We start from the raw sequence: 26,540 nt of genomic DNA on the forward strand, positions 1-26,540 counted from the left end.
GTGAAGCAGGTCCTTACGGTGAAGAATCAGTTCTTGCTCTTGTAGCAGCTCTTGACTCTTACATCCCAGAACCAGAACGTGCTATCGACAAAGCATTCTTAATGCCAATCGAAGACGTATTCTCAATCTCTGGTCGTGGTACAGTAGTAACAGGCCGTGTAGAATCTGGTATCGTTAAAGTTGGCGAAGAAGTAGAGATCGTTGGTATTAAAGATACAGTTAAAACAACTGTAACTGGCGTAGAAATGTTCCGTAAACTTCTTGACGAAGGCCGTGCAGGCGAGAACTGTGGTGTATTACTTCGTGGTACTAAGCGTGAAGACGTACAACGTGGTCAAGTACTTGCTAAACCAGGTACAATCAAGCCGCACACTAAATTCGACGCAGAAGTATACGTACTTTCTAAAGAAGAAGGTGGTCGTCACACTCCATTCTTAAATGGTTACCGTCCACAGTTCTATTTCCGTACAACTGACGTAACTGGTGCGATCCAGTTGAAAGAAGGCGTTGAAATGGTAATGCCAGGTGACAACGTTGAAATGTCAGTAGAATTAATCCATCCAATCGCAATGGACCCAGGTCTACGTTTTGCGATCCGTGAAGGTGGTCGTACTGTAGGTGCTGGTGTTGTTGCGAAAGTAACTGCATAATCACTTTTCAGTGAAAAAAGCGCTCCTTTTGGGGCGCTTTTTTTTATGTTTAATTGTTCGACAATTCAATAGAAAGCTGGCCTTAACTGATACTTCAATGTCCCTATTTGCACTTAAGCCTTTTTATTAAGTTTGTATGATAAGAATCAAGAAAACGAACAATAAAGTTTAAGTAACTATGGTTACTAGCAAGGAGCTTTCACTATGAACGCTAAAGTAAATATTACGAATCGTGCCGGAGCAAGCTTTCCTGTACGTCGTATGAACTTTGACTTTAATGATGTGCCGGAATATTGGATGGATGGTTCTGCTGGGCTTACGCATTTTATGACAGCATTATCAGCACTATTTCCTGCTGGTGAGAAGTTCTTTATTGATAGTGTACGTGCAGTGCGTTATCACCCAGCGATTAAAAACAATGAAGAGCTACAAAAAGAAATTAGTGCTTTCATTGGTCAAGAGGCGATGCATACTCAAGAACATGTGAACTTTAATGCATCTGCACAAAAGTTTGGTCATGATGTCGAGACGTTGGAAAAATTTACTGATACAGCTATTCAGACTGCGCGTAAGACTTTTGCAAAGATCGTAAAACCATTTGGTATGACGCAAGAAATGGTAGATTTAACTGCGACTACAGCTCTTGAGCATTTTACTGCAACGATTGCATCCCAGCTTTTAGTTAATACCCATATTCAAGAGCTTATGAAAGATAAAACAATGTCAACCATGTGGTATTGGCATGCAATAGAAGAAAATGAGCATAAAGCCGTAGCTTTTGATGTTTACGAGGGGGTATTTGGCAAAGGTGTTAAAGCTTATGCATTACGTACAAGCTCACTTGTATTTGCGATGGCGCTTATTTTCGCAATTCAATCTTCGTTTGTGCTACGTCTTTTAAGACAAGATAAAAAATTAAACTTAGATGAATTGTCTGTGATTTATAAATATGGTTATAGCCCATCCAAAGGTATTATTACGGGTATGGCTAAAGAGATGTTGGCTTATTTTAAACCAGGCTTTCACCCTAATGATTTAGACACAGTGGGTCTATTAAAAACATGGAAAGCCAAACTTGGTCTTTAAGTGAAAAACAAAGTGAACAGGACTGTTAGCAGTCCTTTTTTGTTGTCTTGAAACTACTGCCCATTTTTAAAAATGATAGGTATTCATTTTGCTCCAGAAAGGGGCTGGTAATGACCTCATCTGATAATTTGCTGTCCTCATCTGCACTTAAATAGCGCTTTTAAAGGCGTATTATTATAAATATTAAGAAAATAAATAAGGATATAAGTGAATTGATGGTTCACTTAAAGGAGTCTGACATGAATGCTAAAGTAAATATTTCTAATCGTGCTGGAGCAAGCTTCCCTGTACGTCGTATGGACTTTGAATTTGCTCAAGTCCCACGCTATTGGGCAAATTACGATGCAGGATTGACTCACTTTATGACAGCATTATCGGCTCTTTTTCCTGAAGGCGAGCAGTTCTTTGTAAATAGTACGCGTGCAGTGCGAAATGATCCTAAATTAGCTGACCCAGCTCTTCAAAAAGAAATAAGTGCTTTTATTGGTCAGGAAGCTATGCATTCTAAAGAGCATTTAGCTTTTAATGCTTCTGCGCAAGCATATGGATATGATGTTCGCAAAATGGAAAAGCAAACAGGTACAGTCATTAAAATGGGGACAGCAGTTGTAACCAAGTTAATGAAACCTTTTGGTTATACTAAAGAGATGATTGATTTGACAGGTACTTGTGCTTTAGAACATTTTACATCGACGATTGCCGCTGAACTTTTACAAAATCCTGAAATTCAGGCCATGTTCCAAGATGACACCATGTATCACTTATGGATGTGGCACGCGGTAGAAGAAAATGAACATAAAGCTGTGGCATTTGATGTGTATACAAGCATGTATGGGCAAGGGCCAAAAGCTTATTTTATGCGCTCAACTGCTTTAATTATTGCAATGGCTTTAATCTTCGCAACTCAATCTTATTTTACTGCTAAGTTGCTTAAGACTGATGACAAATTAACTTGGAAAGACACCAAGTACATGCTTAAGTTTATGTATGGCCGTAAAGGTTTTATGACACGTCAAATTCCAGAGTTACTTGATTTCTTAAGACCAAAATTTCATCCAAATGATTCGGATACAACGGCTTTATTAGCAACTTGGCGTGAAAAGTTAGGGCTTTAACAGACGTATTAAAAAAAGGGCAATTTAATTGCTCTTTTTTTTGCTCGTTTTTTCTATTTAAGTTTCTATAATACATTTACTTTGAAATCTGAAAATGTGTTGAAATTCATGATTCGTACTATGCAAGCCTCCGATATTGATAGTGTTGCTCAAATTGAGAAGCTTGTTCAGACACATCCATGGTCTAGGCAGCAATTTGTAGAGTCTGTGAACTCTTATCAATGTACGGTAATTGAGTTAAATCATAAGGTTGTTGGTTTTTGTATTTTACAACCTGTGTTAGATGAAGCGAATTTATTGCTTATGGCAATTGATCCTGAAATGCAAGGCAAAGGCTTGGGATATCAATTGTTAGATGCATCGATTGAGCAGTTAGAAAATCAACCTGTACAAATTTTTTTAGAGGTTCGTGAAAGTAATAAAGCGGCAATAGGGCTATACGAAAAAACAGGTTTTCATCAAATTGATGTGCGTCGCAATTATTACCCAACTCAAGAGGGTGGGCGTGAAAATGCCGTTATTATGGTAAAAAGCTGTACAGATGATTTTGCTTCTTTATTTTAAAAATGGCTGTCTTGTTGCGGACTTAACAACAAGACAGAATCGAGCTATTTAATAATTAAATTATTCCACTCAGAAGGTAATGTCGTCATGAGTGAATTACCTAACTGATTGATCTCTTCAGGCGATAATGATCGATTTAAGCGGCGCCATTGCCCGTCTAGTAAAAGTTCTAGGGGGGTATATTGAGATTTATAATTCATTTTGGATGAGTGTGGCACCCAATAGCCTAAGTAAAGATATTCTAAACCAAGTGATTTTACATATTCGATCTGATTTAAAATTGAATAAACACCTAAAGATCTACGGTGTTCGTCTGGGTCAAAGAAAGTATAGACTGCAGATAATCCATCATCCATTAAATCACAAGTAGAAACGCTAATAAGACGGTTATCTTTCCATAGTTCTAAGAAGAAACTATCTGTACAGCTATGAACCAAGAATTTTTCAAACTGATCTAAACTTGGTGGAAACATATCGCCATCGGCATGGCGCTCATTAATATAACGTTCGTATAAATCATAATGAATTTGTGCAGCTTGCCGTGTTGGCAGAACAGTCATGGTAAGGTCTTGATTTCGCTTCCACGCTTTTTTTTGCATACTGTTCATTTGGAAATCGGCAACTGGAACACGACAAGACAAACACTGTCTGCATAAATGACATTCAGGACGATATACAAAGTCACCACTACGACGAAAACCTAATCGCGATAACTCTGAAAGAGTCACCACATCAATTCGGTGAATCGGGTCTAAAAAGACCATACGTGCTGACTTATTTTCTAAATAGCTGCAATCGTGAGGTGGGGTAATATAATATTGCAGATCATTTAAAAGGGACTTCGGGTGATATGATTTCATGATTGGTCCCTCCTGTTATCATTCCATTAATTTTGCATTTAATGCTATTGTTTTACTTGAAAATACACGTTCTTGATACTTTTTCCAATTGATAGAGGGGTGAATAATTACATCTTGTAACGATTTAAGATATTCCTGCCGAGAAAGTGTACAAGCCCCAAGACTAATTAAGTGACTATTTACAAGTTGGCAGTCAACCCAAGGAAGCTGATTTTCTTTACCAATTAACATTAAAGTATAAAAAGCCATTTTAGAAACATCGGTTTGGGTACTAAACATAGACTCGCCAAAGCAACCCTTACCGATCGTTACCCCATATAAACCACCTACCAGCTGTTCGTCTTGCCAAACTTCTACGCTATAGCCATAACCTGCATTAAACAACGCACAATATCCCTGAATAATATCTTCGCTAATCCAAGTTTCATTGGCATAACTTCGAGGTAGTGAACATGAACGTATGACCTGTTCAAAAGCACGATTTACCGTAATAGTGTAATCATACTTTTTCATATTCCGAATGAGCGATTTACTTGGTTTATAGTTTTGAGGATAAATCACACAGCGTGGTTGAGGGCTCCACCAACAAATAGGCTCATCTTCATTAAACCAGGGAAAAAGTCCGTGGGTATATGCTTCATAGAGCGTAGAAGGGGAGAGGTCAGCACCAATACAAATTAGACCATGACCATCTGGATCGGCTTCCTCTGGATCTGGGAAAATATATTGAGATAGAGGTAGTGTGTTCATAAGACTAAAATAATATGTGCTTAAGGGTTATGCTATAAAAATTAATTTGAGGCAGCCAGTAATTATTATAAATGATAAAAAAACAGCCGTTATAAAACGGCTGTTTGAAATATCTAAACTTAAAGGTTATCTAGATATTTTTCTGCATCTAATGCTGCCATACAGCCTGAACCAGCTGAAGTAATGGCTTGACGGTAGATACTGTCAGCCACATCACCCGCAGCGAAAACACCTGCTACAGAAGTTGCTGTTGCATTACCTGAAGTACCACTTTGTACTTGAATATAACCATCACGTAAGTTTAACTGGCCTTCAAACATTCCAGTATTTGGCTTGTGACCAATGGCAACGAATAAGCCTTGAACTTGGATATCTTGTTTGCTTTCATCTTTTGTAGATTTTAAGCGAACACCTGTTACACCAGTATTGTCGCCAAGAACTTCTTCAACTTCATGATTCCAAACAATGCTGATTTTGCCTTCTTTTTCTTTAGCAAATAAGTGATCTTGCAAAATCTTTTCAGAGCGTAAAGAATCGCGGCGATGAACTAGCGTTACATGTTCAGCAATATTTGATAAATAAAGCGCTTCTTCAACAGCAGTGTTACCACCACCTACAACCATTACTTTTTGGTTTTTATAGAAGAAACCGTCACATGTTGCACATGCGCTCACGCCTTGGCCCATAAACTTTTGTTCAGACTCTAAACCAAGGTATTGAGCTGTAGCACCGGTTGCAATAATTAATGCATCACAAGTGTACTCATCCATATCACCTTTAAGAACAAAAGGACGTACATTTAAGTCCACTTCATTAATATGATCATAGACGAGTTCAGTTCCGAAGCGTTCAGCATGTGCTTGCATACGGTCCATTAAAGCAGGACCAGTCAAACCTTCAGGATCGCCCGGCCAGTTGTCAACTTCGGTTGTTGTTGTAAGTTGGCCGCCAAGTTGTAAACCAGCAATAAGTGTTGGTTTAAGATTTGCACGTGCTGCATAGACAGCTGCACTATAACCCGCAGGGCCAGAACCGAGAATAATTAACCGAGAATGACGAGCACTCATTGAGGGTATCCTTATTTATTTCGAGAATTTTGAAAATTATACGTGAAATTGCCGACCAATAGCGTGAAATCAATGTGGATAATATTGATCAGGACAATCGAATTAAGTTATATAACAATATAGAAGAGCCTTATGTTAACAACAACTGTAAAGAATCATGCACCTTTTTTGTAAGAACAGGTGCATAATATAAAGTTCATTCGTTGAAGATCTGAAATGTAGGTCTTCACATCTCTAAACCAATAATTAAATGGGTTACAGGACAGTATATGACTGCGGTGTCAAGTGTTTATGCACAGCGCTTATTGATGACATTATTCTTGGTCTCTTTTGGTATTTATATGTTTCTGGCGACAGTAACATATACGCCATTTGATCCGGGCTGGATGCATATTTCAAGTGATACTCAGCAAGTATCCAATGCAAGTGGTATTGCCGGTGCATGGATTGCAGATTTGCTGTTTGGCTTTTTAGGTTGGGCAAGTTTACTTATTCCAATTTTTCTATTTGTTGAAGCTATTCAAGTCTGGTGGCCGCATAGTTTTCTAAACCGTCCATTCCGTTATGCTGCTCAATTCTTCTTAATTCTTGTTGTGTCGAGTTTGCTTTACTTACATTGGAATGTACCCGCAGATACTTTAGATAATGCGGCAGGCGGGATTATTGGTTATGAGTTGGGACAAAGCTTATCTCAACTGTTAACGATTTATGGTGCGACCTTATTTTTATTGGTTTTCGGAGTGGTATTGTTCACTTTGGCATTTGGGGTGCAGTGGAGCAAAACATGGGTTACGCTCAAAGCAATGCCAAGTTATTTACAAGATTTATTCTATAAGAACGTATCGCCAAATGAATCTGCTTATGACTTAACTACACAGCCTGCAAATAAAACAGCAACGGTGAAAGTTGCTGAGATGCCTAAAGCTGAAGTTGCTGATGAAGCAGAGCTAAATGTTCAGCCAGAAAAAACTCAAACCAAGGTTGGCTCTACACGACACGATGAAATGGCGGAGCGTTTATTTGCCGATGTGTTAGCGAAAGAGCAAAGCCAGCCTGAAACTGTTGAAGAAAAACCAGCTCCTCAGCCAGAAAGCTTTGAGCGTACACTTGAACAAGCTCAACAGCTTAAAAAAGACAGTGAGCGTTTAGTGGCGACAGGTGAGGTTTGGCGTGCCTTACAGCGCGATGATGCCAGTCATAAGCAAGAAATTGATGCGTTGTTAAGAGCTGCGGATGATTCAAATGAACATCCAAGTCATGAGCAATTCCAAGAAACGGCTTATCAGGCTAAACAAGCACAACCTCAAGCATCGAATAGTCATCAAGGTTTAGATTGGAATGATGATGAGATTTTTGATGAATTACTTGCCGCAGTTCCAAACAGTAAAACTGCTACTGATGTGCATACACCGTTCGTTCAAGATCATCATGTTGAACCAGCAGTAGCACCGCAAACACCTCATACATCAGTTGAAACATCTGTACCTGTATCGAATTTAAATCAGTCACCTAAAAACTTATCAAATGAACAGGTGTTTGATGATTTCGATGACTTATTAATTGATGAAGATATTGCTCCAGCAGCTCAACCGGTCAAAGCAAGTAGCTATGCGCAATCTTCAGCATTTGTAAAAGCACCTATTCAAACTACGATTGGTGCAGAGAAGCTTTCAAAAGAAGAGTTTATTGAAGCTTGGCAAGAAACTGCTGGAAAGCCAGAAGATGATCTTGAAGATGAGTTCGATTTTGATGCGCCATTAACTGATGCATCTGGTCGACCAGTGTCTCGTGCAATGCAGGTAGCCAAGAAGCGTTTAGATTTGCCAACATTACCGGGCTTTGAACTGCTTGATAAGGTTGATCCAAATAAGAAAGTTAACTTTACTGAAGAGCAGCTTTCTCGTTTGTCTGAATTGTTAGAGATTAAATTACAAGAGTTTAATGTTAAGGCTCAGGTGGTTGAAGCTCAGCCGGGTCCAGTTGTTACGCGTTTTGAATTAGATTTGGCACCGGGTGTGAAAGCATCTAAAGTGACTAATATTTCCCGTGACTTGGCGCGTTCAATGTCTATGGCTTCTGTGCGTGTTGTAGAAGTTATTCCGGGTAAACCATATATTGGTATTGAAGTACCAAATAGTGCCCGTGAAATGGTACGTTTGATCGAGCTATTGGAAACTCCAACATATCGTGACCCAAGTGCACTTATTAGCATGGCAATGGGTAAAGATATTTCGGGTAATCCAGTATTAACCGATTTAGCAAAAGCACCGCATATGTTGGTTGCGGGTACTACAGGTTCGGGTAAATCTGTTGCAGTTAACTCGATGATTTTATCGATGTTACTTAAGTATACGCCAGACCAATTACGTTTAATTTTAATTGACCCGAAACAGCTTGAATTAGCGAACTATAACGATATTCCGCATTTATTAACGCCTGTAGTCACTGACATGAAAGATGCAGTGAGTGCATTAAACTGGTGTGTAAATGAAATGGAACGTCGTTATAAGCTTATGTCGTTCCTTAAAATTCGTAAGTTAAGTGACTACAACCGAAAAGTTGAAGAAGCAATTGCGAATGGGGAAGACTTGATTGATCCAACGTGGAAACCAAGTGACTCAGCGACACAAGAGCGTGCACCTCGTTTAACGCCGTTACCATCAATTGTAATTGTGGCAGATGAGTTTGCCGACATGATCATGCAGGTAGGTAAGAAAGCGGAAGAAATGATTACGCGTTTGGCGCAAAAATCTCGTGCTGCCGGTATTCACCTTTTACTTGCAACTCAGCGTCCATCGGTAGATGTTATTACGGGTCTTATTAAAGCCAATATTCCAACGCGTGTAGCTTTACGTGTAAACAGTAAAATTGACTCACGTACGATTTTGGATGCTGGTGGTGCAGAAGACTTGTTAGGTCATGGTGATATGCTGTTCTTAGGGCCAGGTAAGATTGAGCCAGAACGTGTACATGGTGCATTTATTAGTGATGATGAAGTTAACCGCATTTGTGACGCTTGGCGTGAACGTGGTGAACCAGACTACGTAGATGAGATCTTAACGCCATTTGATGAAGAACCTACATCTCGTGGCTTTGAAGAAGGTGAGGGTGGTTCAGACCGTGATGCGCTTTATGACCAATGTGTATCGTTTGTCCTAGAAACTCGCAAAGCATCTACATCTTCATTACAGCGTAAGTTTAGCTTAGGTTATAACCGTGCTGCCCGTATTATCGACCAAATGGAAGAGAACGGTATTGTGAGTGCTATGGGTGCCAATGGTAAGCGAGATATTTTAGTTTAATATCTTCACTTGAAATTAAGCCTCTTCGGAGGCTTTTTTTGTAGTTAAAAATAATCATTATTCAGTGGTAATTTGAGATTTTATCAAATAGTAAAAAATGCTAATGTGTGCTTCTAAATAAATAACAATGAAACAAATCAGGAGGACAACATGTTAGTCGCGTTAATTACGTTAGCTTTTATTCATTTTTGTGCGCTTATTACTCCAGGACCTGATTTCTTTCTGGTATCGCAGACCGCAGTGAGCCGATCTCGTAAAGAAGCTATGTTGGTTGTTGCAGGAATAACAGCAGGCGTTATGTTTTGGGCATCTTTAGCACTGATGGGCTTAAATATTATTTTTGAGAAAATGGCTTGGTTAAAGCAAGGTTTACTCATCGCAGGTGGTTTATACTTATGTTGGTTAGGTTATCAAATGTTGCGTTCAGCATTTTCAAAAAATCAGCAGGAAGAGGTTACGGCTGTTGAGTTGCCTAAAGCACCTTACTTATTTTTTATGAAAGGATTACTCACCAATTTATCGAATCCTAAAGCTGTAATTTATTTTGGTAGTGTGTTTTCTTTATTTTTAGCTAACCCTCAACTTGATCAAGTGCATTGGTTGCTTTTTATTATTGTGTCGGTTGAAACGATTTTATGGTTCTGCTTTGTGACGTTTATTTTCTCGTTACCGAGTTTCAGAGTGGCTTACCGTAATTTTTCAAAATGGATTGATGGTATTTCCGGTGGTATTTTTACCGTATTCGGTATTTTCCTGATTGGAAATCGCTAAATCCAGACAGTAAAAAAGCCTCTTAAAAGAGGCTTTTTTTAATTACTAAATTTTAGATCACTTATACAGGGTTCATATAACAAAACCGATAAAAATCAGTAGCCACATAATAGATCCTATAATAATTAAAATAATTTGAGAGGTATTGAATTTCCCTTGCTCAACTGTCGTTACTATTTGTTTTTGTGCATAGCTCAGTGCTTTAAATGCTGGTATTAAAAATATAATGTCGCAGAGAGAGATGAGCCAATACGGATCAGGTAAGTAAACTAGTAAAGATGTAATTAGATATGCTAAATACATCCTACCTGAAGAAAAGTTATTGGTATACCCTTGTTCTTTCGAGTAGGTTTTTATGTGATTAAATAATGAATATAAAAAGAATATAGAAAAAACTGCACGAGCAGCAGGCATAATATTTAATTTATTTTTGATTAGAAAAAATCGCCATGCTTTAAATATCCACCAAATTTGATATAGACCAAAGGAAATAAAGGATAGAAAGATAAACTTATTAACGCTAATAACTTTTAAATTTTCTATATGATTTGATTGGATAGATTGTGTTTGATTTAAATTAATAGGTTCTGGATTCATGAATTTATATTTGGAATGAAATAGTGCTGATGACTTTAAGATTATTTTTTATAAAAGTAAATAATTTAGATATTTGAATAAACCACATAATCTATCTACTAAGTTTTACAAGATAGATTATGCAGTCTTATTCAAATAAAAAGCTTAAGCAAACTTTGCTAAAACTTCTAAAAACGGCGCTGATTGACGCGGAAATTTAGCAATCACGTCATGAATGCGTTCGCCTTCAGGGTTTGTTGCATTGATGTCTCGTCCATCTGCAACAAATTTAGTCAAAAGACGTTCATAGTCATTTGGACGCATATGTTTGAAAGCATGGTAGAGCACGTGAAAATCTGCGTTCACACCATTTGGAGGAAGTTGGTTGAGGTAGGCAAAAACACGCTCATCGGACCATTCTTCATTGAAAGTTGCTGGCTGTGATAATGCCATGACAATCTCCTCATTTTAAAAAAGGCAAAATAACTTGCGTTATTTTGCCTTGATTCTGATTTGTTGAATAGTCAGAAATAGAATTATCGTTCTTCAGGTAAATTGATATTCATTTCTAACATTTCGATATTTGCTTCAGAACGAACTTGCATTTGGATATGCTGTTCGCCTACACCGCTTACATAACGACTCACCACCTGCATGATTTCTTTCTTCATTTGGTCAATCTTGTCTTGGCTTAAACGACGGCCTAAACCTTGTTCTGATGCAACAATAACTTTTAAACGATCTTTGGCAGTTTGAGCACTTGATGGTTTTTCTTCACTGCTAAATAATTTACTCCAGAATCCTGCCATATCTACGCTCCAAATAGTCGTGCTAACCAGCCTTTAGGTTGAGCTGTGATGTGTCGATAAGGGCGGTCTTCGCCAAGAAAGCGAGCAACCAAGTCATCATACGCTTGTCCAGCTTTAGTTTCTGAATACAGAATAACTGGCTTACCTTCGTTTGATGCTTGTAATACACTTGGACATTCCGGAATAACACCTAATGTCGGTACGCGTAAAATATCTTTAGAAATATCATCAATCGTCAGCATTTCCTGACGGTCAGCACGTTCAGGGTTAAAACGTGTAATACATAAATGCTTACGTATACGTCCTTCGTTGTGTTCAACTTTTTTAGTTTTGCTGTCTAACATTCCGATGATGCGGTCAGAGTCACGTACTGAAGAAATTTCAGGATTTGTCACAATGATTGCTTCATCTGCATGGTACATTGCTAAAATTGCACCACGTTCGATCCCCGCAGGTGAGTCACAAATAATGTAATCAAATTCTTGAGCAAGCTCATCAATTACACGAGCAACACCTTCGTCGCTCAAAGCATCTTTATCACGGGTTTGTGAAGCCGGTAAAATATAAAGGTTTTCGATATCTTTATCGCGAATAAGGGCTTGTTGCAGACGTGCTTCATTGTTAATTACATTGACGAAATCATAAACAACACGACGCTCACACCCCATAATTAAATCAAGGTTACGTAAGCCTACATCAAAGTCAATCACAACAGTTTTATGACCACGAAGGGCTAAACCTGTTGCAAAAGATGCACTCGTTGTAGTTTTACCTACACCACCTTTGCCTGATGTTACGACAACAATTTTGGCCACCGAATCCACTCCTATTATGGTCATACATACACCCTTAAAAGGGCTGTTTTTTGGTGATTTGCTTAATAAACTAAAGTTCTAGAGCTTCAAATTCAAGCTCTTGCTTTTCATTTAAATAAATATGTACTGGCTTTTTTACCACATGTTTAGGGATATCATCTGCGACACAATATGTTCCGGCAATGGAAACGAGTTCAGCCTCTAAAGATTGGCAAAAAATGCGTGCAGCAGCGTGCCCACCCGCACCAGCAATGACTCTACCACGAACCGTGCCATAAATATGTATATTTCCTGAAGCAATCACTTCAGATCCACTATTCATGCCAGCTTTTAAAATAATATCGCCTTGGTCTTGTACAAGAGATTGGCCTGTACGCAAAATTTCATCATGATAAGAGGTAATATGGGCAACTGCATTATTATTTAGTGGTTTTTTTGTTTCTGGTGAAGCTTGTGCAGGTGCCGGTTTCTCTACAATTGCAACTTGCTCCGCAGTTGCTTTAATGCGTTGTAATGGCTGGTCGGCTGGTAATACAGGGAACTGAATGGCGCGTGCCTCATCACCTAAAATGCCGTCAATGACCGCCATAGGTTGCAAACCTAAGCTTACTAACAGCTGAATTAAAGCAATGAGCTCTTGCTCAACTGTACTATCTATAATAACGACAGTTCCCTGATAGGAACCTTCATTTAGAATATTTGATAATTGCTGGCGGATCACATCATGATCATTCGTATCGAAGGTTATCCTGCTAAAGTTAACCATTCTGCCGGTAATCCGGATATCAGCCATAAGTCTTCCTTCAAGGCGTTAAAACGAGCTGTAATATCGTTAAGTTTATTGTAAATAGAGCAAATGCTAGAACAAATCGTGCCAATTCTCTAGCGTGTTTCATAAAAAATTAAGTAAATGCTTATTCTTTGATTCGATCACGCTCCGCAAGGGTTTGTTGCCATTGTTTGACTTTAACTTGTTTGCGAATTGCTTCAAGACTTTCAAATACAACAGACTCGACAAGTTGCTCAAGCTCACGGTTATTAATATTCACGTTACTTATTTTTTCTGAAATTAATTGATACGTTGCATTGGGTTGATCTTTTGATCCTTCAATTAAAGGTTCAATTAAACCGGCACTGATATTTTCACCGAGTCGTTGACCAATACTTTGAATTTGCTGTTCGATACGACCACCCACTAAAGGAATTAAGCGTAATAATTGGGTTAACTCCGGCGTATCTTCTATTGCCTGATCAACAATTTGTCCCACACCTTTTGTGATTGCAGGTTTTTGTTCTTTTAAAGCCGTAGCTAAAGATTCTTGCAATATAGAGGTTAGGGTAACCGTAAATTGTTCGCGATGGTGATTAACCAGCTCATGAATAATTTGCTTATGTGTTGAGCTAGTTTGAAGCTCATTACGAATGCCATCAATAACCGTAATAACAACACGGTCAGATAACTCTTCCATAACAACACGGTAATAAAATAGTCCAGTTTTTCTCCAGCTTTCAGGAATAACAGGATAACCTAGTTCATATAAGCGATACGCGATAATACCAGCACGAAATAAACGTAAAAAACGTAACTGAGGAATGATGGCTAAAATTTCATACCAGTGAATGAATGGAAAGAAAAACCAACGCTTGTGGTGTTTATAAATAATTGAAATGCCCCAGCGGACAACAAATTCAGTAATTAAAAAGCCAATAAACCAAGCTTCAGTCGTAATTACCCAAGGGTGTAAATAAGTTTTATAAAACGTAAGTACTTGGGGCAGGTGAATATGTTCAAAAAACCATGCCCCAATACTGCTCATTAAAAAGAAATTTGCTGCAAGACAGAACAGATTGAAAATAATGATAAACACCATAAAGATGTCATAAATCAAAAACAGCTTAAATGAAGCGCTGCTTGGGTCCATATGGTAATATTTTGCTTGTTTTCTGGAACTGTTCTGCATAGCTATAAATGCTTTTAATGAGTTGAAGTAGTATATCGAGCTTTCATTTGTTCGATGAGTTGATCTTTTTCAGTCCAGAGTTCATGTACCCATTGTTGAAAACGTTCACGGTACACTGGGTCATCTTCATAGTTACCGCCGAGTACCCAAGCTGGTATTTCAATTTTACGAAGATTTACCGCAATTTGTGAAACATCACCTAACCAGAAATCGCCATAACCCGGTACACCGTCAGGGTAGACAATGGTCATATCAACTAAAGCATCAATTTTGTCGCCCAAAATATTTAGAGCCAGCGCCAAACCACCCGCTTTAGGTTTCAATAAATGTTTATATGGCGAATTTTGTTGGTCATGCTTTTCTTGGGTAAAACGCGTACCTTCTAAATAGTTTAATAAAGTAAAAGGCTGGCTCAAGAGCTGCTCACACGCTTTACGTGCTTCCATCATATCGCGGTCTTTAAGCTCAGGGTTTTTCGCAATTTGCTCTTTGGTATGACGCTTCATCATTGGGAAGCCTAAAATTTTAAAGGCTTGACCAACGAACGGAATAAAGATGAGTTCCCACTTGGTAAAAAAGCGGGTAAGGGGCATACGGGTTAAGCCGAAATACTGGTTTACGGTAGTATCCACCCAGCTTTGATGGTTACACGTCATTAAGTAACGGCCTTGCATACTTAAATCAAGACCTTCGTCGATCGTAATATCCCATTTTAAATTAGGTAGAACATGGTCAATGAGCCAATTATTGACACTGAGCCAGCTATTTGTAATTTGAATGTTGGTTTCATCTACTTTGGATGATTTTTTAAATAACTTGGTTAAGCCCAAAGCCAATACAGGTGGTCCATGAAAAAAGGTGCTACCTGTGATGACTGTACCTACAGTGAGTCCACGTGTAATTTTTTTTAGCGCAGATTGCTTATTGGGTGCAGTTGACATATAAATGGCCCCGAATATCCAAAATCCATAGAAAGTTGTTCAACTATAACTATCGTGAAATGAAATACAACGATATCTTAGACAACAATGAAGAAATTGTGATGAGTGCACGTCTTAAAGTGCATCAAAATATTACAAAAAACTAACTAAACTGTTTATTATTAACAAAATATCAATGTTTTATACTTCCTTTTTGTTTCATTATTCACTCAACAACAAAACACTCAAAGTGAGGAGGCATGCAATGCGTGCATTAGTTATTTCAACAGTGGTAGGGGCAGCAGTAGTACTTTCTGGTTGTCAAACAACAGGTAACAACCTTGGTGGCGTTGAATACGATAAAGCCGCATTAGGTACATTAATCGGCGCAGCAGCTGGTTACGGTATTTCTAAATCAAGTGCAAACTCTAGCCGTCAAAACAACCGTGCTGCGGCAATCGGTGCAGTTCTTGGTGCAGCTGGTGGTTTATACCTTGACCAAAAAGAGAAAAAATTACGTCAACAAATGGCTGGTACCGGCGTAGAAGTTGGTCGTAACCCAGATGGTTCTGTTCAATTGATCATGCCTGGTAGCATCACTTTTGATACAAACAAATCAAACATCAAGCCAAACTTCTATGCAACTTTGGACAAAGTAGCACAAACATTGGCTGAAGATAACAAGAGCGCGATTTTGGTAACTGGTTACACAGATAACACTGGTAATGACTCTATCAACATCCCATTATCTCAATCACGTGCTCAATCAGTTAAAAACTATTTAGCTGGTAAAGGCGTTCCATCTAGCCGTATCGATGCACAAGGTTATGGTTCTTCTAACCCAATCGCAGACAACTCAACTGCTTCTGGTCGTGAACAAAACCGTCGCGTAGAAATCAGCATTTATGCTAAACAATAAGATTTAGTTTATTGTTTCAAAAACCACCTTCGGGTGGTTTTTTTATGGATGCAGTATAAGAAATAATCACGACATTCTGCGGCGCGTAAATTGCATTATTAGACATCATTTATACATATCCGTAGATTTACTATTGGGATTCTAAAAAAGAGATGACTATAATCATGCTCGAAAAATTAAGAGGTAATACACGATGTCATCTGCCAGTCAACTGAACAACAAGCAAGAAGAAGCCATGAAATATACTCAAGGCCCTTTATTGGTGCTTGCTGGCGCTGGTTCAGGTAAAACATCGGTAATTACGCGTAAAATTGCCTATTTGGTGCAACATTGCCGTATTCCTGCGCATCGTATTACAGCGATGACCTTTACCAATAAAGCTGCGCGTGAAATGAAAGAGCGTGTGACCAAGCTTTTATCTCGTGAAGAAGCAAAAGGTTTATCCGTTTCGACTTTCCATACTTTTGGTTTAAATCTTTTACGTTTAGAACTTAAAAATTTACCTTTAAAAGCTAATTTTTCGATTTTGGATGCAGATGACTGTAAACGCATTTTGATGGATTTGATGCATCGCGATAATTTGTCGGGTGCGGAGAGTAAAGAATTAATTGCCAAGGCAATGAAGAAAATTTCAGATTGGAAGAACGATCTGATTTTGCCTGAACAAGCACATTCGACGTGTGAAACTCCTGAAGATGTGCAGTTTGCTCACCTTTACCAACTTTATGAACGTAATTTACGTGCCTACAATGCTGTCGATTTTGATGACCTCATTGTTATGCCAACGCGATTATTGCAAGAAAATGCAGAAGTACGTGACAAGTGGCAAAACCGTGTTCGTTATTTATTGGTCGATGAATATCAAGATACCAACACCGCGCAATATATTTTAGTGAAACTGTTGGTTGGTGTAATGGGGCAGTTTACAGCTGTGGGTGATGATGACCAGTCAATTTACGCATGGCGTGGAGCGAAGCCTGAAAACATGGCTTTGCTTAAACAGGATTTCCCAAATTTACATATTATTAAGCTTGAGCAAAATTACCGCTCGACCAGCCGTATTTTGAAAGCTGCGAACTGTGTAATTCAAAATAACCCGCATATTTTTGATAAGAAATTGTGGAGTGATAAAGGGCATGGTGAGGTCATCCGAATTATTACCTGTCGTAATGATGACGATGAAGCAGAGCGCGTGGTCAAAGACCTACTTACTCATAAGCTCATGAACGGTAAAAACTGGAAAGATTATGCAGTTTTATATCGCGGGAACTTTCAGGCGCGTGTATTAGAAACACAGCTTCGCCAAATGCAAATCCCGTACAAACTCTCTGGCGGTACATCGTTCTTCGCTCGTGCAGAAATTAAAGACGTGATGAGCTATCTGCGTTTGATTATTAACCCTGAAGATGACAGTGCTTTCTTACGTATTATTAATACCCCTAAACGCGCGATTGGCCCAGTTACTCTTGAGAAGCTAGGTTTATTTGCGCAAGAAAATAATTTGTCTTTACTTGGAGCTTCTTCTGACCAACGCTTAAGCATGGTTCTTCCTAAAAAAGCAGAAACTCAATTGCATGAGTTTGCTGACTTTATCGCAACGTTTACGCGTGAGTTACTAGAAGATGATGAGCCTGTGCCTAAAGTTCGTCAAATGATGAATGAAGCGGGTTATATCGACTATATTCGCGAGCAATCAGCAACACCTGCTCAAGAGAAAAGTAAACTCGATAACATCGAGAATTTATTTACCAGTATTCAAAATCTGATTAATCGTGCAGAAGATGTTGATGAAAAGAATATTGAAAGTGTTATTCGCAAACTGGTTTTACTTGATCTGTTAGAACAGCAGCAAGAAGAAGAGGACACTGACAAAGTAAACCTACTTACTTTGCATGCAGCAAAAGGTTTGGAGTTCCCATATGTGTACATTATGGGACTTGAAGAAGAGCTTTTACCGCATAAAAACTCGATTGCAGCTGAAACCATTGAAGAAGAACGCCGTCTTATGTACGTGGGTATTACTCGTGCACGTCAAGGGCTGACTTTGACTTTGGCAGAACAGCGTAAAAATGGTGGTCAAATGAAACAAATGACCCCAAGCCGTTTCCTTGATGAGCTTCCACAAGACGAACTCGAATGGTTAGGGCGTAAAAAGAAAATTGCAGCAAATGTTGACCCTAAAGAACAGGCTCAACAATATTTGGCAAATTTAAAAGCTTTATTAAAGCGTTAATTTTTTAATTTTTAGGAAATCCCATGAAAGTTCAAGTTAAATTGCTCGATCCGCGTTTAGGTAAAGAATGGCCTTTACCTTCGTATGCAACAGCAGGATCAGCAGGTTTAGATTTACGTGCCTGTTTAGATGAAGCAATTGAAATTGAACCAGGCCAAACTGTATTAGTTAAAACAGGTATGGCAATTTATATTCATGATGTGAATTTTGCTGGTTTAATTTTACCGCGTTCAGGTTTAGGCCATAAACACGGTATTGTTCTTGGTAATTTAGTTGGGTTAATTGACTCGGACTATCAAGGTGAATTGATGGTTTCAGTTTGGAACCGTGGTCAAACGACATTCCGTTTAGAACCAGGCGAGCGTTTAGCACAATATGTTTTAGTCCCAGTTGTTCAGGCTGAGTTTGAACAAGTAGAGGAATTTGAAGAAACTTTACGCGGTGCGGGCGGCTTTGGTCACACTGGTAAACAATAATTAACTTATAAAAAATAATGAAAAGAAACGCCTGTTTTACAGGTGTTTCTTTTTATACCTTGAATGTTACAATGAATTATATTACAACACGCTTTACTCATACTCTTTTAACTTTTTTAGCAAATACCCTTTTGAATACTCTATGTTTTTGCGATAGATCAGATTGATCTTTAAATAGAAGATACGCTATGAATGTAAGACACTCATTCCCAAAAAATATTTTCCGTGCTTACGATATTAGAGGCAAACTTTCTTATTTAACTACGGACGTGGTCCGTTCAATTGCCTATGGATTGGCACAACAATATAAACAAGCAGAACAAACTCAACTGGTCATTGGTTATGATGCCCGCCTTACCAGCCCCGCTTATGCGCATTTAATCGAAGAGATATTGGTAGAGCAGGGTTTAACTGTTACAAACATTGGTTGCTGCTCGACTCCGATGATGTATTACATTGCACGTGAGTTTGGTGGTAACGGAATTATGGTAACCGCTAGCCATAATCCGAAATCAGATAATGGTATTAAATGGATTTTAAGAGGTGAACCTCCATCTCCTGAAATGATTCAGCAAGTCGGTGAGTTTGCCCAAACTTATGTTCCAACTCATCCAATTTCATTATTAGAATTATCAACTCCTCAATTTAAATCAGAATTTTGCAAAAAATACCAACAGGCTCTCTTTAACGATATTCAACTCAAACGCCCATTAAAAGTCGTATTAGATGGTTTACATGGTTCGGCAGGGCACTGTGCGAAACTGGTACTTGAAAAAATGGGTTGTGAAGTCATTGCCTTACGTACTACTCCAAATGGCGAGTTCCCTGACCATGCGCCAGACCCTTCACATGCTGCCCATTTAAAAGAATTACGAAAAACGATTATTGAGCAAGCTGCCGATATTGGTATTGCGCTTGATGGTGATGGCGATCGTGTCGTATTACTCGATGAGAAATCCAACATACTTACAGCTGACCGTTTATTGTCGCTATTTGCACAAATGTGTCTGGAACAACAAACAGATAAGGAAATCGTATTTGATGTGAAATGCTCGTTGATGGTTCAAAGAACCGTAGAGCGACTCGGTGGTAAACCGAAAATGATTCGTACGGGTAGTAGTTTCCTCCGTTCTTATTTATCTAAGTCCAAAGGGCAAGCCATTTTTGGTGGTGAATATGCTGGCCACTATGTGTTTAATGACGGACGTGGTTTTGGATATGACGATGGTATATATGCTGCACTGCGCGTAATGGAATATTTCACCGAGTCTAGTGCGGCAACAGTTTCAGATTTATTTTCTATTTATCCTGAAAGATGCTGTACCGAAGATACCTATATCAGTACTCACCAATCAGACCCTAAGCATGTATTGCAAGATATTGAAATTCTGAGCCATCGTTTAGGCGCTCATATTAGTAAAATTGATGGCGTACGTCTTGATTTTGATGATGGTTTTGGCATTATTCGAGCATCAAATACGGGTGAGTATTTTACCGTAAGATTTGATGCTGATAGTCCTTTGCGTTTAAAGGAAATTCAGCAAAAATTTATTGATATGTTGCAAGAGCGTTATCCGCAAATTGCACAAGAACTTTCTGAGGCCTAATAAGGAGAGGCGCAATGCCACAACATCAGCATCTTGGCGTCGACAAAGCAAAAATCTTGATTGAAGCTTTGCCATATATTCAACGTTTTTCTGGTAAGACGCTGGTGGTGAAATACGGTGGTAATGCGATGACTGATCCGGAATTGGAAAGTTCATTCGCTCGCGATATCGTTTTACTTAAAACTGTGGGTTTAAACCCGGTTGTTGTACATGGTGGCGGCCCACAAGTTGACTCTTTCTTAAAACAATTAGGCCGTGAGTCTGATCGTATTGATGGTATGCGTGTGACCGATCAAGCCACTATGGAAGTGGTTGAAATGGTATTGGGCGGTAGCGTAAACAAATCTATTGTTAATTTAATTAATAAACATGGTGGACGTGCGATTGGCTTAACAGGTCAAGATGGCAATCTATTACGTGCCCGTAAATTATTAATGGAAAAGCACGAAGAAGACGGTTCTATCAAACATATCGATTTAGGTATGGTAGGTGAAGTGACTGGGGTAAAAACAGACGTATTAGAGATGTTTACCCAAAGTGACTTTATTCCGGTTATTGCTCCTTTAGGCGTTGATGAAAAAGGTAATACCTACAACATTAATGCTGACTTGGTCGCTGGTAAGGTTGCTGAAGCATTAGGTGCAGAAAAATTAATTCTGCTTACCAATATTACTGGCGTATTAGATGAAAACAAAAATCTCTTAACTGGTTTAACTACACAAGAAGTTGACCGTTTAATCGAGACAGGCGTGATTTACGGCGGAATGATTCCTAAAGTAGGTTGTGCGCTTGATGCTGTAAAAGGCGGTGTTGTGAGTGCACACATAGTAGATGGTCGTGTACCACATGCAACATTACTTGAAATCTTTACAGATCACGGTGTGGGTACGCTTATTTCTAACCGTTCAAATGCATCTCACTAAAGTGAGTATTTTGATTAAAAGACCACGCTAAGTGGTCTTTTTTTATGTCATCTAATTTTGGTCATTTTTTTGTCATGAGCTTTGACTAGTGTAAGGGGTGTCACTAGGAGCGTTCATTATGCTGGAAAAATTTAATCAATATCGCCAAACGTGGACTTTACCTCTAAATCGTCATAAGACTACGAATCAAACACAATTTCGCTTTGAATGGGTTGATAATTTAAAAGAATTACAAGATGTACAACGGTTTCGCGCACAACAATTTAGTAAACAATTCGGCATTCATTTTGAAGATAACTTAGATCAAGATATTTACGATTTTAGCTGTGAGCATGCAGTATTACGTGAGAAATGGACGGGAGAGATTGTGGCTTATACACGACTCAAGCTCTTCCAAGGCCATGAAATAGCGCAAAGCTATAGTGCTCATGAGTTTGATATTGTTCCTCACTTATCGCATTTGCCAAATGTATTAGAAATAGGGCGTACCTGCGTACATCCACGTTTTCGTAATGGTAAGGCACTTTCAACGTTATGGCTGAATCTAGCACCTAAAGTATTGTGGTCAATGCGAGCTAAATACTTGATGGGCTGTGTAAGTATTCACCTGCAAGATAATTTGGCTAGAGCGTACTATACGCACCGTCAGATTCAGCAATTACCAGACAGTAAAACCATCGATATTCGTTCTAAAAAGATTTATGAACCAGAATATCCAGAGTTCAGCTTTCCTCAAGATGAACGTATGCCAAAACTGTTCCAAATGTATTTGAGTATGCAATCTAAACTGTCTAAAGATGCCTTTTTTGATGCTGAATTTAACTGTCTCGATTATTTTGTATTTTTGGAAGTAAATAAAATCGCGACTTCCTTTGTAATGAACAAAATGGCTCAACGATAAAGATATCTTATATTTTGTAATAGCGAGCGCATATTGGGATTTACAAGCTATTTTACTCTCATGCACAATAGTATGTATGAGGTAATGAAGCGAAAAGTTTAGAACAATATGTGCCAGCTATTAGGAATGAATTGTGCAACACCAACGGATATCACTTTTTCTTTCCGTGGTTTTTCACAGCGCGCAGGAATTACCTCTGACCATAGTGATGGTTTTGGTATAGCCTTTTTTGAAGACAAGGCATGCCGTTTATTTGTAGACAACCAGTCTGCGGTTGAATCTCCAATAGCTGATCTTATTCGTAATTATCCCATCAAATCGCGTAATGTAATCGCCCATATTCGTAAGGCGACCCAAGGCAAAATCACGCTTGAGAACTCACATCCTTTTATTCGTGAGTTGTGGGGACGTCATTGGATTTTTGCCCATAATGGCGATTTACATGATTTTAATCCACCTTTGAGCGGGCGTTTTACACCTGTAGGAAATACAGATAGCGAAAGAGCATTTTGTTATTTACTCGACCAGCTCGTAGAAGTATTTGGTTATGAAGAGCCAAGTCTTGAGCAGATATTTGAAGTGTTAGAAAAAATTTCTCCGCAAATTGCAGAATATGGCACATTTAATTTCTGTTTATCTAATGGTAAAGCTTTATTTAGTTATGCCATTACTAAATTACATTGGTTAGTTCGTGAATATCCATTTAATAATGCACATTTAATTGATTTAGATGTCGAAGTTGATTTTAGTCAGGTAACTACTCCTGAAGATCGTGTGGCAGTAATTACTACTGAGCCTTTAACACATAATGAAACTTGGACAGCTTATCAACCCGGTGAAATGATTTTATTTCAACATGGTCAGCCTATAAAAAAATCAATAACACATGTTGAAAGATTAATACGTGAAGAGAAAAACCCTGAACTTAAACGTATTACTCGGGCAGACCAATATTAATTTTTAAGTAAATGAGTGTAAATGCTTAATTAATATATATATTTACTTAATTAATAATAAAGTATTTTGTTTAAAAAATACTTTATTGTTTTAGTTGGTTAATATTAATTAATTTTTTAAAAATCAAAAACTTAATTCATTATCTATTTTTATTTATATAAAGCCGACGAAATAGGTTTGTTTTTATTTATACCCTTTAAAGATAAGATGCGGCTTATGCAACAGTCATTGAACATCATTGGGGGTGGTGTATGAAAATGAAATGGGCTTCAGAATATAATACGGGTATTGATGTTATTGATGAGCAACACAAACGAATACTTGATTATATTAATGAGATTGATGATGTAAAAGATGATGAGGATAGACGTCGTATTAAGGATGTTTTAGATAATATTATCGATTATACGCAGTCACATTTTACCTTTGAAGAAAGTTTGCAAGAAGAAGCTGATTATAAATATAGAGTACCGCATAAACGTGTACATGACTTGTTTATTAAGAAAATAGAGTTATATCGTGAACGTTTTGAAATGGGACATACAATTGAAGCTGAATTACAAGAGATTTTGGCTAAATGGTTAATTAATCATATTCAACATGATGATGCTGATTATGTGGGGGCAGTAAAAGAAAATATGATGGGGATTATTAGAGAAAAAGAAAAGAAGAAAGGAAAGAATTGGTTCGCCCGTTTTTTCTCATAACTTTAAGTCGAAAAACTCTAATATACAGTTAGCGCGGCAAACTATCGTTTCGGTGGTTTGCTTTTTTTATGGCGCAAACTTTGATTTTCATGCATGAGACGGGCAAAATATCTAAAGACTTTTTCAAGGAATGCATAATGCAGGACATACCTATGTCACGTTGGTTATCGCCTCTTATGGCGTTTTGCTTATCTTTTGTCATCATGGCCACTTTGGCACCAACCATGGGCATCCAGATTGATCGTCAGCTCGATTTCTGGTTATTGTGGTTTGGCACAATGTTGTTATTGGCATTACCAGTTTGTTATTTGGAAATTGCTTTAGCAAAACGATCTAAAACAACCGCTTTAAATGCGTTATCGAGTTTAACTCGTGAAGCAGATAGCTCGCCTAAATGGCGCGTGGTTGGTTGGCTTGCTGTTGTTTTTATTCCTTTCTTGGCGGGTAATGTGCTGAGCACCGCAAGCAATATATTAGTTGCGCAGTTTGCTCCAAGCATTTCAGGTCAAATCATTTTTGCAGGCCTTGCAGTTACTGCCTTGGTCTTATCATTTATTCCTCGTCAAATTCTTGTTTTGTTAATGACCTTAGGGGTAATCGCTTCTATTGTGTTAGCAAACATGATGGGTACGACTTTGCAGCCTTGGCATTGGACCAATGTAGAGTTTAAAGAGTGGGGTAATGCAACCGTACTTGCGCTTGTAGCGAGTGGTTTAGGTTTAGGACTTTACTGGCAAAATAGTGTCGGCACTGTTCAGACTCAAGAAGGTGCAACTAAAACTGTTCTTCCAATTTGGTTGGCTCAACTCATTGCTGTAATTGCTTTTGGTTTCTTCTCGCTTCAAGCTCAATTACCTGTCCTTACGTGGATATTTACAGGTGTGATGACATCAGCGTTATTTGTGCAATTGGCAAGAGAGCAACTTGCTCAGCGTCAGCTTATGCCTGTTTTACAATGGGTAATTCTTGTTGTTGCGATTGCAGTTTGGGCGGTGCCTGAACTTCATCACTTATTTACGCTTGTTCTTATGCTTTGGGGCTTACTCATTAGTTTGATCTATGCAATTTTTGCAGGTTGGATTATGAAAATTAGTCACTTACGTAAATCAATGAATTTCAGCAATGAGCTTTTCTATAATTTATGGCGTATTGCTGTACGTATTGTATTACCACTTTCAATTATTGTGGCAATGATTGGTGTAATTGGGCAAAGTATCTAATGGAACGCATTCAACAAGTTTGGGTGGCATTTGCGGCGCCAGAGCAACAGTTTCTAATCTCTGTTCCATTTGAACAGGGAATGACTGCTTCACAGGCAGTTCAAGTCAGTTGTTTATCAAGTCAAGTTGATTTGCCTGAACCACTTCAGCTTGGTGTTTTTGGTGTAAAAGTAGAAGCTGATGCAGTACTACATGCGGGTGATCGAGTTGAGGTTTATAGACCTTTAACGATTAATCCAAAAGACATTCGCCGGAAACGTGCCGCGAAGAATCCTGTAGGCAGATACATTAAAGGCAATCGCTTTAAGCAATCAGCTCAATAAGCAAAACCCCTCAAGTTTTTTCACTTGAGGGGTTTCTTTTTATTAGAAAAAACGATTATAGTGGTGGGGCAGTTAAGATCGCTTCTTTAGAAGCAGGTAAACCTGGTTGCGATTCTGGAATAGTCTCTAAACCTTCAATTTTAGTTACAGTTCCAGTTCCATCAAAGTAAATTTTTAAATGCTGACCATGTGCTGCGGGGATTTTCGCTTTTTTAGCATATGTTCCCGGGATATAGTTGTAGATATAGTCCCAACGTTGTGGATTGAGGGGATCAGTCACTGTTGGGCTACCAAGCAAAAAGCGCACTTGCTGGAAATTCATGCCGACTTGTACTTGAGAGGCTTGAGCTTTAGTCAATGGAGTCCCTTGAGGAATATCAACCTTATATACACCAAAGATTGAACAACCAGCTAGGAGTGAAGTGACGAATAACGTCAGCACGAGTTTTTGCATTTTGCTACACTATCCCAATAAATTATGATGCATTTGATCAAAGGATAGATCATACTTCATATAAATTCTATTGCCTATTCCAACTTGAGATTTGTTGAGAGACCTTTTTTCATGCCTATTTCCAATCAAGATTTGCGCAAAGCTGGACTTAAAGTTACCCTTCCACGAATTAAGATTTTGGAATTATTAGAAAATTCAAAACAGCATCATCTTAGCGCTGAAGATATTTACAAGACTTTGTTAGAGCAAGGGGAAGATGTCGGACTTGCGACAGTTTACCGTGTGTTAACACAATTTGAAGCTGCGGGCATTATTCAACGTCATCATTTTGAAAATAACCATTCTGTTTTCGAAATTATGCAAGAAGATCACCATGATCACTTGGTTTGCCAAAACTGTAACAAAGTTATTGAATTTACTAATGATGTTATCGAGAAAGAACAGCATTCTGTAGCAGAACAACATGGGTTCACCTTAACAGGTCACTCATTAAATCTCTATGGTTACTGTAATGAACCTGAATGTCAGGATGCACTGCGCAAGAAATAATCGTTTTCACATAAAGAAAACAAAT

The 26,540-nt window shown here is 38.4% G+C and carries 28 protein-coding genes; 17 read left to right on the top strand and 11 right to left on the bottom strand.

Annotated features, from left to right (window positions below; genetic code table 11):
• The 4 genes from ACH63V_RS09905 to rimI form a co-directional block, all read left to right on the top strand.
• Positions 1–650 (top strand): EF-Tu/IF-2/RF-3 family GTPase (locus ACH63V_RS09905; protein ID WP_396463402.1); only part of this gene is annotated, 650 nt, incomplete at its 5' end.
• A gap of 204 nt (positions 651–854) precedes the next feature.
• Positions 855–1,736, top strand: coding sequence for a metal-dependent hydrolase (locus ACH63V_RS09910; RefSeq protein WP_396463403.1), 882 nt, complete (start codon positions 855–857; stop codon positions 1,734–1,736).
• A gap of 239 nt (positions 1,737–1,975) precedes the next feature.
• Positions 1,976–2,851 (top strand): metal-dependent hydrolase, encoded by an 876-nt coding sequence (locus tag ACH63V_RS09915; protein ID WP_002052039.1) that lies wholly within the window; start codon positions 1,976–1,978, stop codon positions 2,849–2,851.
• Between the two features lie 108 nt (positions 2,852–2,959).
• Positions 2,960–3,415, top strand: a complete 456-nt coding sequence (gene rimI / locus ACH63V_RS09920) for a ribosomal protein S18-alanine N-acetyltransferase (protein WP_396463404.1) — start codon at positions 2,960–2,962, stop codon at positions 3,413–3,415.
• Positions 3,416–3,459: 44 nt separating this feature from the next.
• On the opposite strand, the gene ACH63V_RS09925 is transcribed toward rimI, so the two are convergent.
• From ACH63V_RS09925 to trxB, 3 genes are all read right to left on the bottom strand, one after another.
• Positions 3,460–4,275 carry an arginyltransferase gene (locus ACH63V_RS09925; RefSeq protein WP_343569885.1) on the bottom strand — a complete coding sequence of 272 codons (816 nt, stop codon included), beginning with the start codon at positions 4,273–4,275 and terminating at the stop codon, positions 3,460–3,462.
• An 18-nt stretch (positions 4,276–4,293) separates the two neighbouring features.
• On the bottom strand, positions 4,294–5,025 hold the full coding sequence (gene aat / locus ACH63V_RS09930; protein ID WP_396463405.1) for a leucyl/phenylalanyl-tRNA--protein transferase: 732 nt from the start codon (positions 5,023–5,025) through the stop codon (positions 4,294–4,296).
• Positions 5,026–5,144: 119 nt separating this feature from the next.
• A complete protein-coding gene (gene trxB, locus ACH63V_RS09935; RefSeq protein WP_068933915.1) occupies positions 5,145–6,092 on the bottom strand; it encodes a thioredoxin-disulfide reductase in 948 nt (315 codons plus the stop codon).
• Between the two features lie 269 nt (positions 6,093–6,361).
• Here trxB and ACH63V_RS09940 point away from each other — a divergent pair, with 269 nt between their 5' ends.
• Both ACH63V_RS09940 and rhtC read left to right on the top strand, forming a co-directional pair.
• On the top strand, positions 6,362–9,394 hold the full coding sequence (locus ACH63V_RS09940; RefSeq protein WP_396463406.1) for a DNA translocase FtsK: 3,033 nt from the start codon (positions 6,362–6,364) through the stop codon (positions 9,392–9,394).
• A 150-nt stretch (positions 9,395–9,544) separates the two neighbouring features.
• On the top strand, positions 9,545–10,165 hold the full coding sequence (gene rhtC / locus ACH63V_RS09945) for a threonine export protein RhtC (RefSeq protein ID WP_087606707.1): 621 nt from the start codon (positions 9,545–9,547) through the stop codon (positions 10,163–10,165).
• A gap of 72 nt (positions 10,166–10,237) precedes the next feature.
• On the opposite strand, the gene ACH63V_RS09950 is transcribed toward rhtC, so the two are convergent.
• The 7 genes from ACH63V_RS09950 to ACH63V_RS09980 form a co-directional block, all read right to left on the bottom strand.
• Positions 10,238–10,762, bottom strand: coding sequence for a hypothetical protein (locus ACH63V_RS09950; RefSeq protein ID WP_396463407.1), 525 nt, complete (start codon positions 10,760–10,762; stop codon positions 10,238–10,240).
• A gap of 144 nt (positions 10,763–10,906) precedes the next feature.
• A complete protein-coding gene (locus tag ACH63V_RS09955) occupies positions 10,907–11,194 on the bottom strand; it encodes a PA4642 family protein (protein ID WP_001218560.1) in 288 nt (95 codons plus the stop codon).
• An 83-nt stretch (positions 11,195–11,277) separates the two neighbouring features.
• Positions 11,278–11,550, bottom strand: coding sequence for a cell division topological specificity factor MinE (minE, locus tag ACH63V_RS09960; protein WP_000896934.1), 273 nt, complete (start codon positions 11,548–11,550; stop codon positions 11,278–11,280).
• A 2-nt stretch (positions 11,551–11,552) separates the two neighbouring features.
• On the bottom strand, positions 11,553–12,365 hold the full coding sequence (gene minD, locus ACH63V_RS09965; RefSeq protein ID WP_134262941.1) for a septum site-determining protein MinD: 813 nt from the start codon (positions 12,363–12,365) through the stop codon (positions 11,553–11,555).
• A 70-nt stretch (positions 12,366–12,435) separates the two neighbouring features.
• Positions 12,436–13,158, bottom strand: coding sequence for a septum site-determining protein MinC (gene minC, locus ACH63V_RS09970; RefSeq protein WP_309454342.1), 723 nt, complete (start codon positions 13,156–13,158; stop codon positions 12,436–12,438).
• A gap of 121 nt (positions 13,159–13,279) precedes the next feature.
• Positions 13,280–14,326: a preprotein translocase subunit SecA gene (locus tag ACH63V_RS09975; RefSeq protein WP_396463408.1), complete on the bottom strand. Its 1,047-nt coding sequence runs from the start codon at positions 14,324–14,326 to the stop codon at positions 13,280–13,282.
• A 14-nt stretch (positions 14,327–14,340) separates the two neighbouring features.
• Complete coding sequence (locus ACH63V_RS09980; protein ID WP_002051994.1) at positions 14,341–15,267, bottom strand: acyltransferase; 927 nt, start codon at positions 15,265–15,267, stop codon at positions 14,341–14,343.
• Between the two features lie 244 nt (positions 15,268–15,511).
• Between ACH63V_RS09980 and ACH63V_RS09985 the strand changes: the two genes are divergently transcribed.
• The 10 genes from ACH63V_RS09985 to ACH63V_RS10030 all read left to right on the top strand — a co-directional run bounded on the left by ACH63V_RS09985 (position 15,512) and on the right by ACH63V_RS10030 (position 25,512).
• On the top strand, positions 15,512–16,165 hold the full coding sequence (locus ACH63V_RS09985; RefSeq protein ID WP_396463409.1) for an OmpA family protein: 654 nt from the start codon (positions 15,512–15,514) through the stop codon (positions 16,163–16,165).
• A gap of 193 nt (positions 16,166–16,358) precedes the next feature.
• Complete coding sequence (gene rep / locus ACH63V_RS09990; protein WP_263613088.1) at positions 16,359–18,398, top strand: DNA helicase Rep; 2,040 nt, start codon at positions 16,359–16,361, stop codon at positions 18,396–18,398.
• Between the two features lie 23 nt (positions 18,399–18,421).
• Positions 18,422–18,874, top strand: coding sequence for a dUTP diphosphatase (gene dut, locus ACH63V_RS09995; protein WP_000868152.1), 453 nt, complete (start codon positions 18,422–18,424; stop codon positions 18,872–18,874).
• 188 nt (positions 18,875–19,062) lie between these two features.
• Positions 19,063–20,481, top strand: a complete 1,419-nt coding sequence (locus ACH63V_RS10000; protein ID WP_396463410.1) for a phosphomannomutase/phosphoglucomutase — start codon at positions 19,063–19,065, stop codon at positions 20,479–20,481.
• A gap of 14 nt (positions 20,482–20,495) precedes the next feature.
• Complete coding sequence (argB, locus tag ACH63V_RS10005) at positions 20,496–21,404, top strand: acetylglutamate kinase (protein ID WP_263613091.1); 909 nt, start codon at positions 20,496–20,498, stop codon at positions 21,402–21,404.
• 118 nt (positions 21,405–21,522) lie between these two features.
• Positions 21,523–22,305: a GNAT family N-acetyltransferase gene (locus tag ACH63V_RS10010; protein WP_114271870.1), complete on the top strand. Its 783-nt coding sequence runs from the start codon at positions 21,523–21,525 to the stop codon at positions 22,303–22,305.
• Between the two features lie 108 nt (positions 22,306–22,413).
• A complete protein-coding gene (locus tag ACH63V_RS10015) occupies positions 22,414–23,262 on the top strand; it encodes a class II glutamine amidotransferase (RefSeq protein WP_032047991.1) in 849 nt (282 codons plus the stop codon).
• 251 nt (positions 23,263–23,513) lie between these two features.
• Positions 23,514–23,969 (top strand): bacteriohemerythrin, encoded by a 456-nt coding sequence (locus ACH63V_RS10020; protein WP_000782976.1) that lies wholly within the window; start codon positions 23,514–23,516, stop codon positions 23,967–23,969.
• A 152-nt stretch (positions 23,970–24,121) separates the two neighbouring features.
• On the top strand, positions 24,122–25,189 hold the full coding sequence (locus ACH63V_RS10025; RefSeq protein ID WP_396463411.1) for a hypothetical protein: 1,068 nt from the start codon (positions 24,122–24,124) through the stop codon (positions 25,187–25,189).
• On the top strand, positions 25,189–25,512 hold the full coding sequence (locus tag ACH63V_RS10030) for an RnfH family protein (RefSeq protein WP_396463412.1): 324 nt from the start codon (positions 25,189–25,191) through the stop codon (positions 25,510–25,512). The genes ACH63V_RS10025 and ACH63V_RS10030 overlap by 1 nt, the downstream gene beginning before the upstream one ends.
• 55 nt (positions 25,513–25,567) lie before the next feature.
• Here the strand turns inward: ACH63V_RS10030 and ACH63V_RS10035 are convergent, their stop codons facing one another.
• Entirely contained in the window at positions 25,568–25,966 is a 399-nt protein-coding gene (locus ACH63V_RS10035) for an outer membrane protein assembly factor BamE (RefSeq protein ID WP_001170994.1), read from the bottom strand.
• A gap of 111 nt (positions 25,967–26,077) precedes the next feature.
• Between ACH63V_RS10035 and fur the strand changes: the two genes are divergently transcribed.
• The gene (gene fur, locus ACH63V_RS10040) at positions 26,078–26,515 is read left to right on the top strand and encodes a ferric iron uptake transcriptional regulator (RefSeq protein ID WP_002052029.1); all 438 of its coding nucleotides are present in this window, start codon (positions 26,078–26,080) and stop codon (positions 26,513–26,515) included.
• Positions 26,516–26,540: the final 25 nt, after the last annotated feature.

Source organism: Acinetobacter sp. ABJ-A23_2, assembly GCF_044538765.1.
Classification (GTDB): domain Bacteria; phylum Pseudomonadota; class Gammaproteobacteria; order Pseudomonadales; family Moraxellaceae; genus Acinetobacter; species Acinetobacter nosocomialis_A.

Excerpts from the sequence above, each read along its gene's own strand:
- ACH63V_RS09910 (WP_396463403.1), top strand. The coding sequence starts at position 855 with ATGAACGCTAAAGTAAATATTACGAATCGTGCCGGAGCAAGCTTTCCT.
- ACH63V_RS09915 (WP_002052039.1), top strand. The coding sequence starts at position 1,976 with ATGAATGCTAAAGTAAATATTTCTAATCGTGCTGGAGCAAGCTTCCCT.
- rimI (WP_396463404.1), top strand. The coding sequence starts at position 2,960 with ATGATTCGTACTATGCAAGCCTCCGATATTGATAGTGTTGCTCAAATT.
- ACH63V_RS09925 (WP_343569885.1), bottom strand. The coding sequence starts at position 4,275 with ATGAAATCATATCACCCGAAGTCCCTTTTAAATGATCTGCAATATTAT.
- aat (WP_396463405.1), bottom strand. The coding sequence starts at position 5,025 with ATGAACACACTACCTCTATCTCAATATATTTTCCCAGATCCAGAGGAA.
- trxB (WP_068933915.1), bottom strand. The coding sequence starts at position 6,092 with ATGAGTGCTCGTCATTCTCGGTTAATTATTCTCGGTTCTGGCCCTGCG.
- ACH63V_RS09940 (WP_396463406.1), top strand. The coding sequence starts at position 6,362 with ATGACTGCGGTGTCAAGTGTTTATGCACAGCGCTTATTGATGACATTA.
- rhtC (WP_087606707.1), top strand. The coding sequence starts at position 9,545 with ATGTTAGTCGCGTTAATTACGTTAGCTTTTATTCATTTTTGTGCGCTT.
- ACH63V_RS09950 (WP_396463407.1), bottom strand. The coding sequence starts at position 10,762 with ATGAATCCAGAACCTATTAATTTAAATCAAACACAATCTATCCAATCA.
- ACH63V_RS09955 (WP_001218560.1), bottom strand. The coding sequence starts at position 11,194 with ATGGCATTATCACAGCCAGCAACTTTCAATGAAGAATGGTCCGATGAG.
- minE (WP_000896934.1), bottom strand. The coding sequence starts at position 11,550 with ATGGCAGGATTCTGGAGTAAATTATTTAGCAGTGAAGAAAAACCATCA.
- minC (WP_309454342.1), bottom strand. The coding sequence starts at position 13,158 with ATGGCTGATATCCGGATTACCGGCAGAATGGTTAACTTTAGCAGGATA.
- ACH63V_RS09975 (WP_396463408.1), bottom strand. The coding sequence starts at position 14,326 with ATGCAGAACAGTTCCAGAAAACAAGCAAAATATTACCATATGGACCCA.
- ACH63V_RS09980 (WP_002051994.1), bottom strand. The coding sequence starts at position 15,267 with ATGTCAACTGCACCCAATAAGCAATCTGCGCTAAAAAAAATTACACGT.
- ACH63V_RS09985 (WP_396463409.1), top strand. The coding sequence starts at position 15,512 with ATGCGTGCATTAGTTATTTCAACAGTGGTAGGGGCAGCAGTAGTACTT.
- rep (WP_263613088.1), top strand. The coding sequence starts at position 16,359 with ATGTCATCTGCCAGTCAACTGAACAACAAGCAAGAAGAAGCCATGAAA.
- dut (WP_000868152.1), top strand. The coding sequence starts at position 18,422 with ATGAAAGTTCAAGTTAAATTGCTCGATCCGCGTTTAGGTAAAGAATGG.
- ACH63V_RS10000 (WP_396463410.1), top strand. The coding sequence starts at position 19,063 with ATGAATGTAAGACACTCATTCCCAAAAAATATTTTCCGTGCTTACGAT.
- argB (WP_263613091.1), top strand. The coding sequence starts at position 20,496 with ATGCCACAACATCAGCATCTTGGCGTCGACAAAGCAAAAATCTTGATT.
- ACH63V_RS10010 (WP_114271870.1), top strand. The coding sequence starts at position 21,523 with ATGCTGGAAAAATTTAATCAATATCGCCAAACGTGGACTTTACCTCTA.
- ACH63V_RS10015 (WP_032047991.1), top strand. The coding sequence starts at position 22,414 with ATGTGCCAGCTATTAGGAATGAATTGTGCAACACCAACGGATATCACT.
- ACH63V_RS10020 (WP_000782976.1), top strand. The coding sequence starts at position 23,514 with ATGAAAATGAAATGGGCTTCAGAATATAATACGGGTATTGATGTTATT.
- ACH63V_RS10025 (WP_396463411.1), top strand. The coding sequence starts at position 24,122 with ATGTCACGTTGGTTATCGCCTCTTATGGCGTTTTGCTTATCTTTTGTC.
- ACH63V_RS10030 (WP_396463412.1), top strand. The coding sequence starts at position 25,189 with ATGGAACGCATTCAACAAGTTTGGGTGGCATTTGCGGCGCCAGAGCAA.
- ACH63V_RS10035 (WP_001170994.1), bottom strand. The coding sequence starts at position 25,966 with ATGCAAAAACTCGTGCTGACGTTATTCGTCACTTCACTCCTAGCTGGT.
- fur (WP_002052029.1), top strand. The coding sequence starts at position 26,078 with ATGCCTATTTCCAATCAAGATTTGCGCAAAGCTGGACTTAAAGTTACC.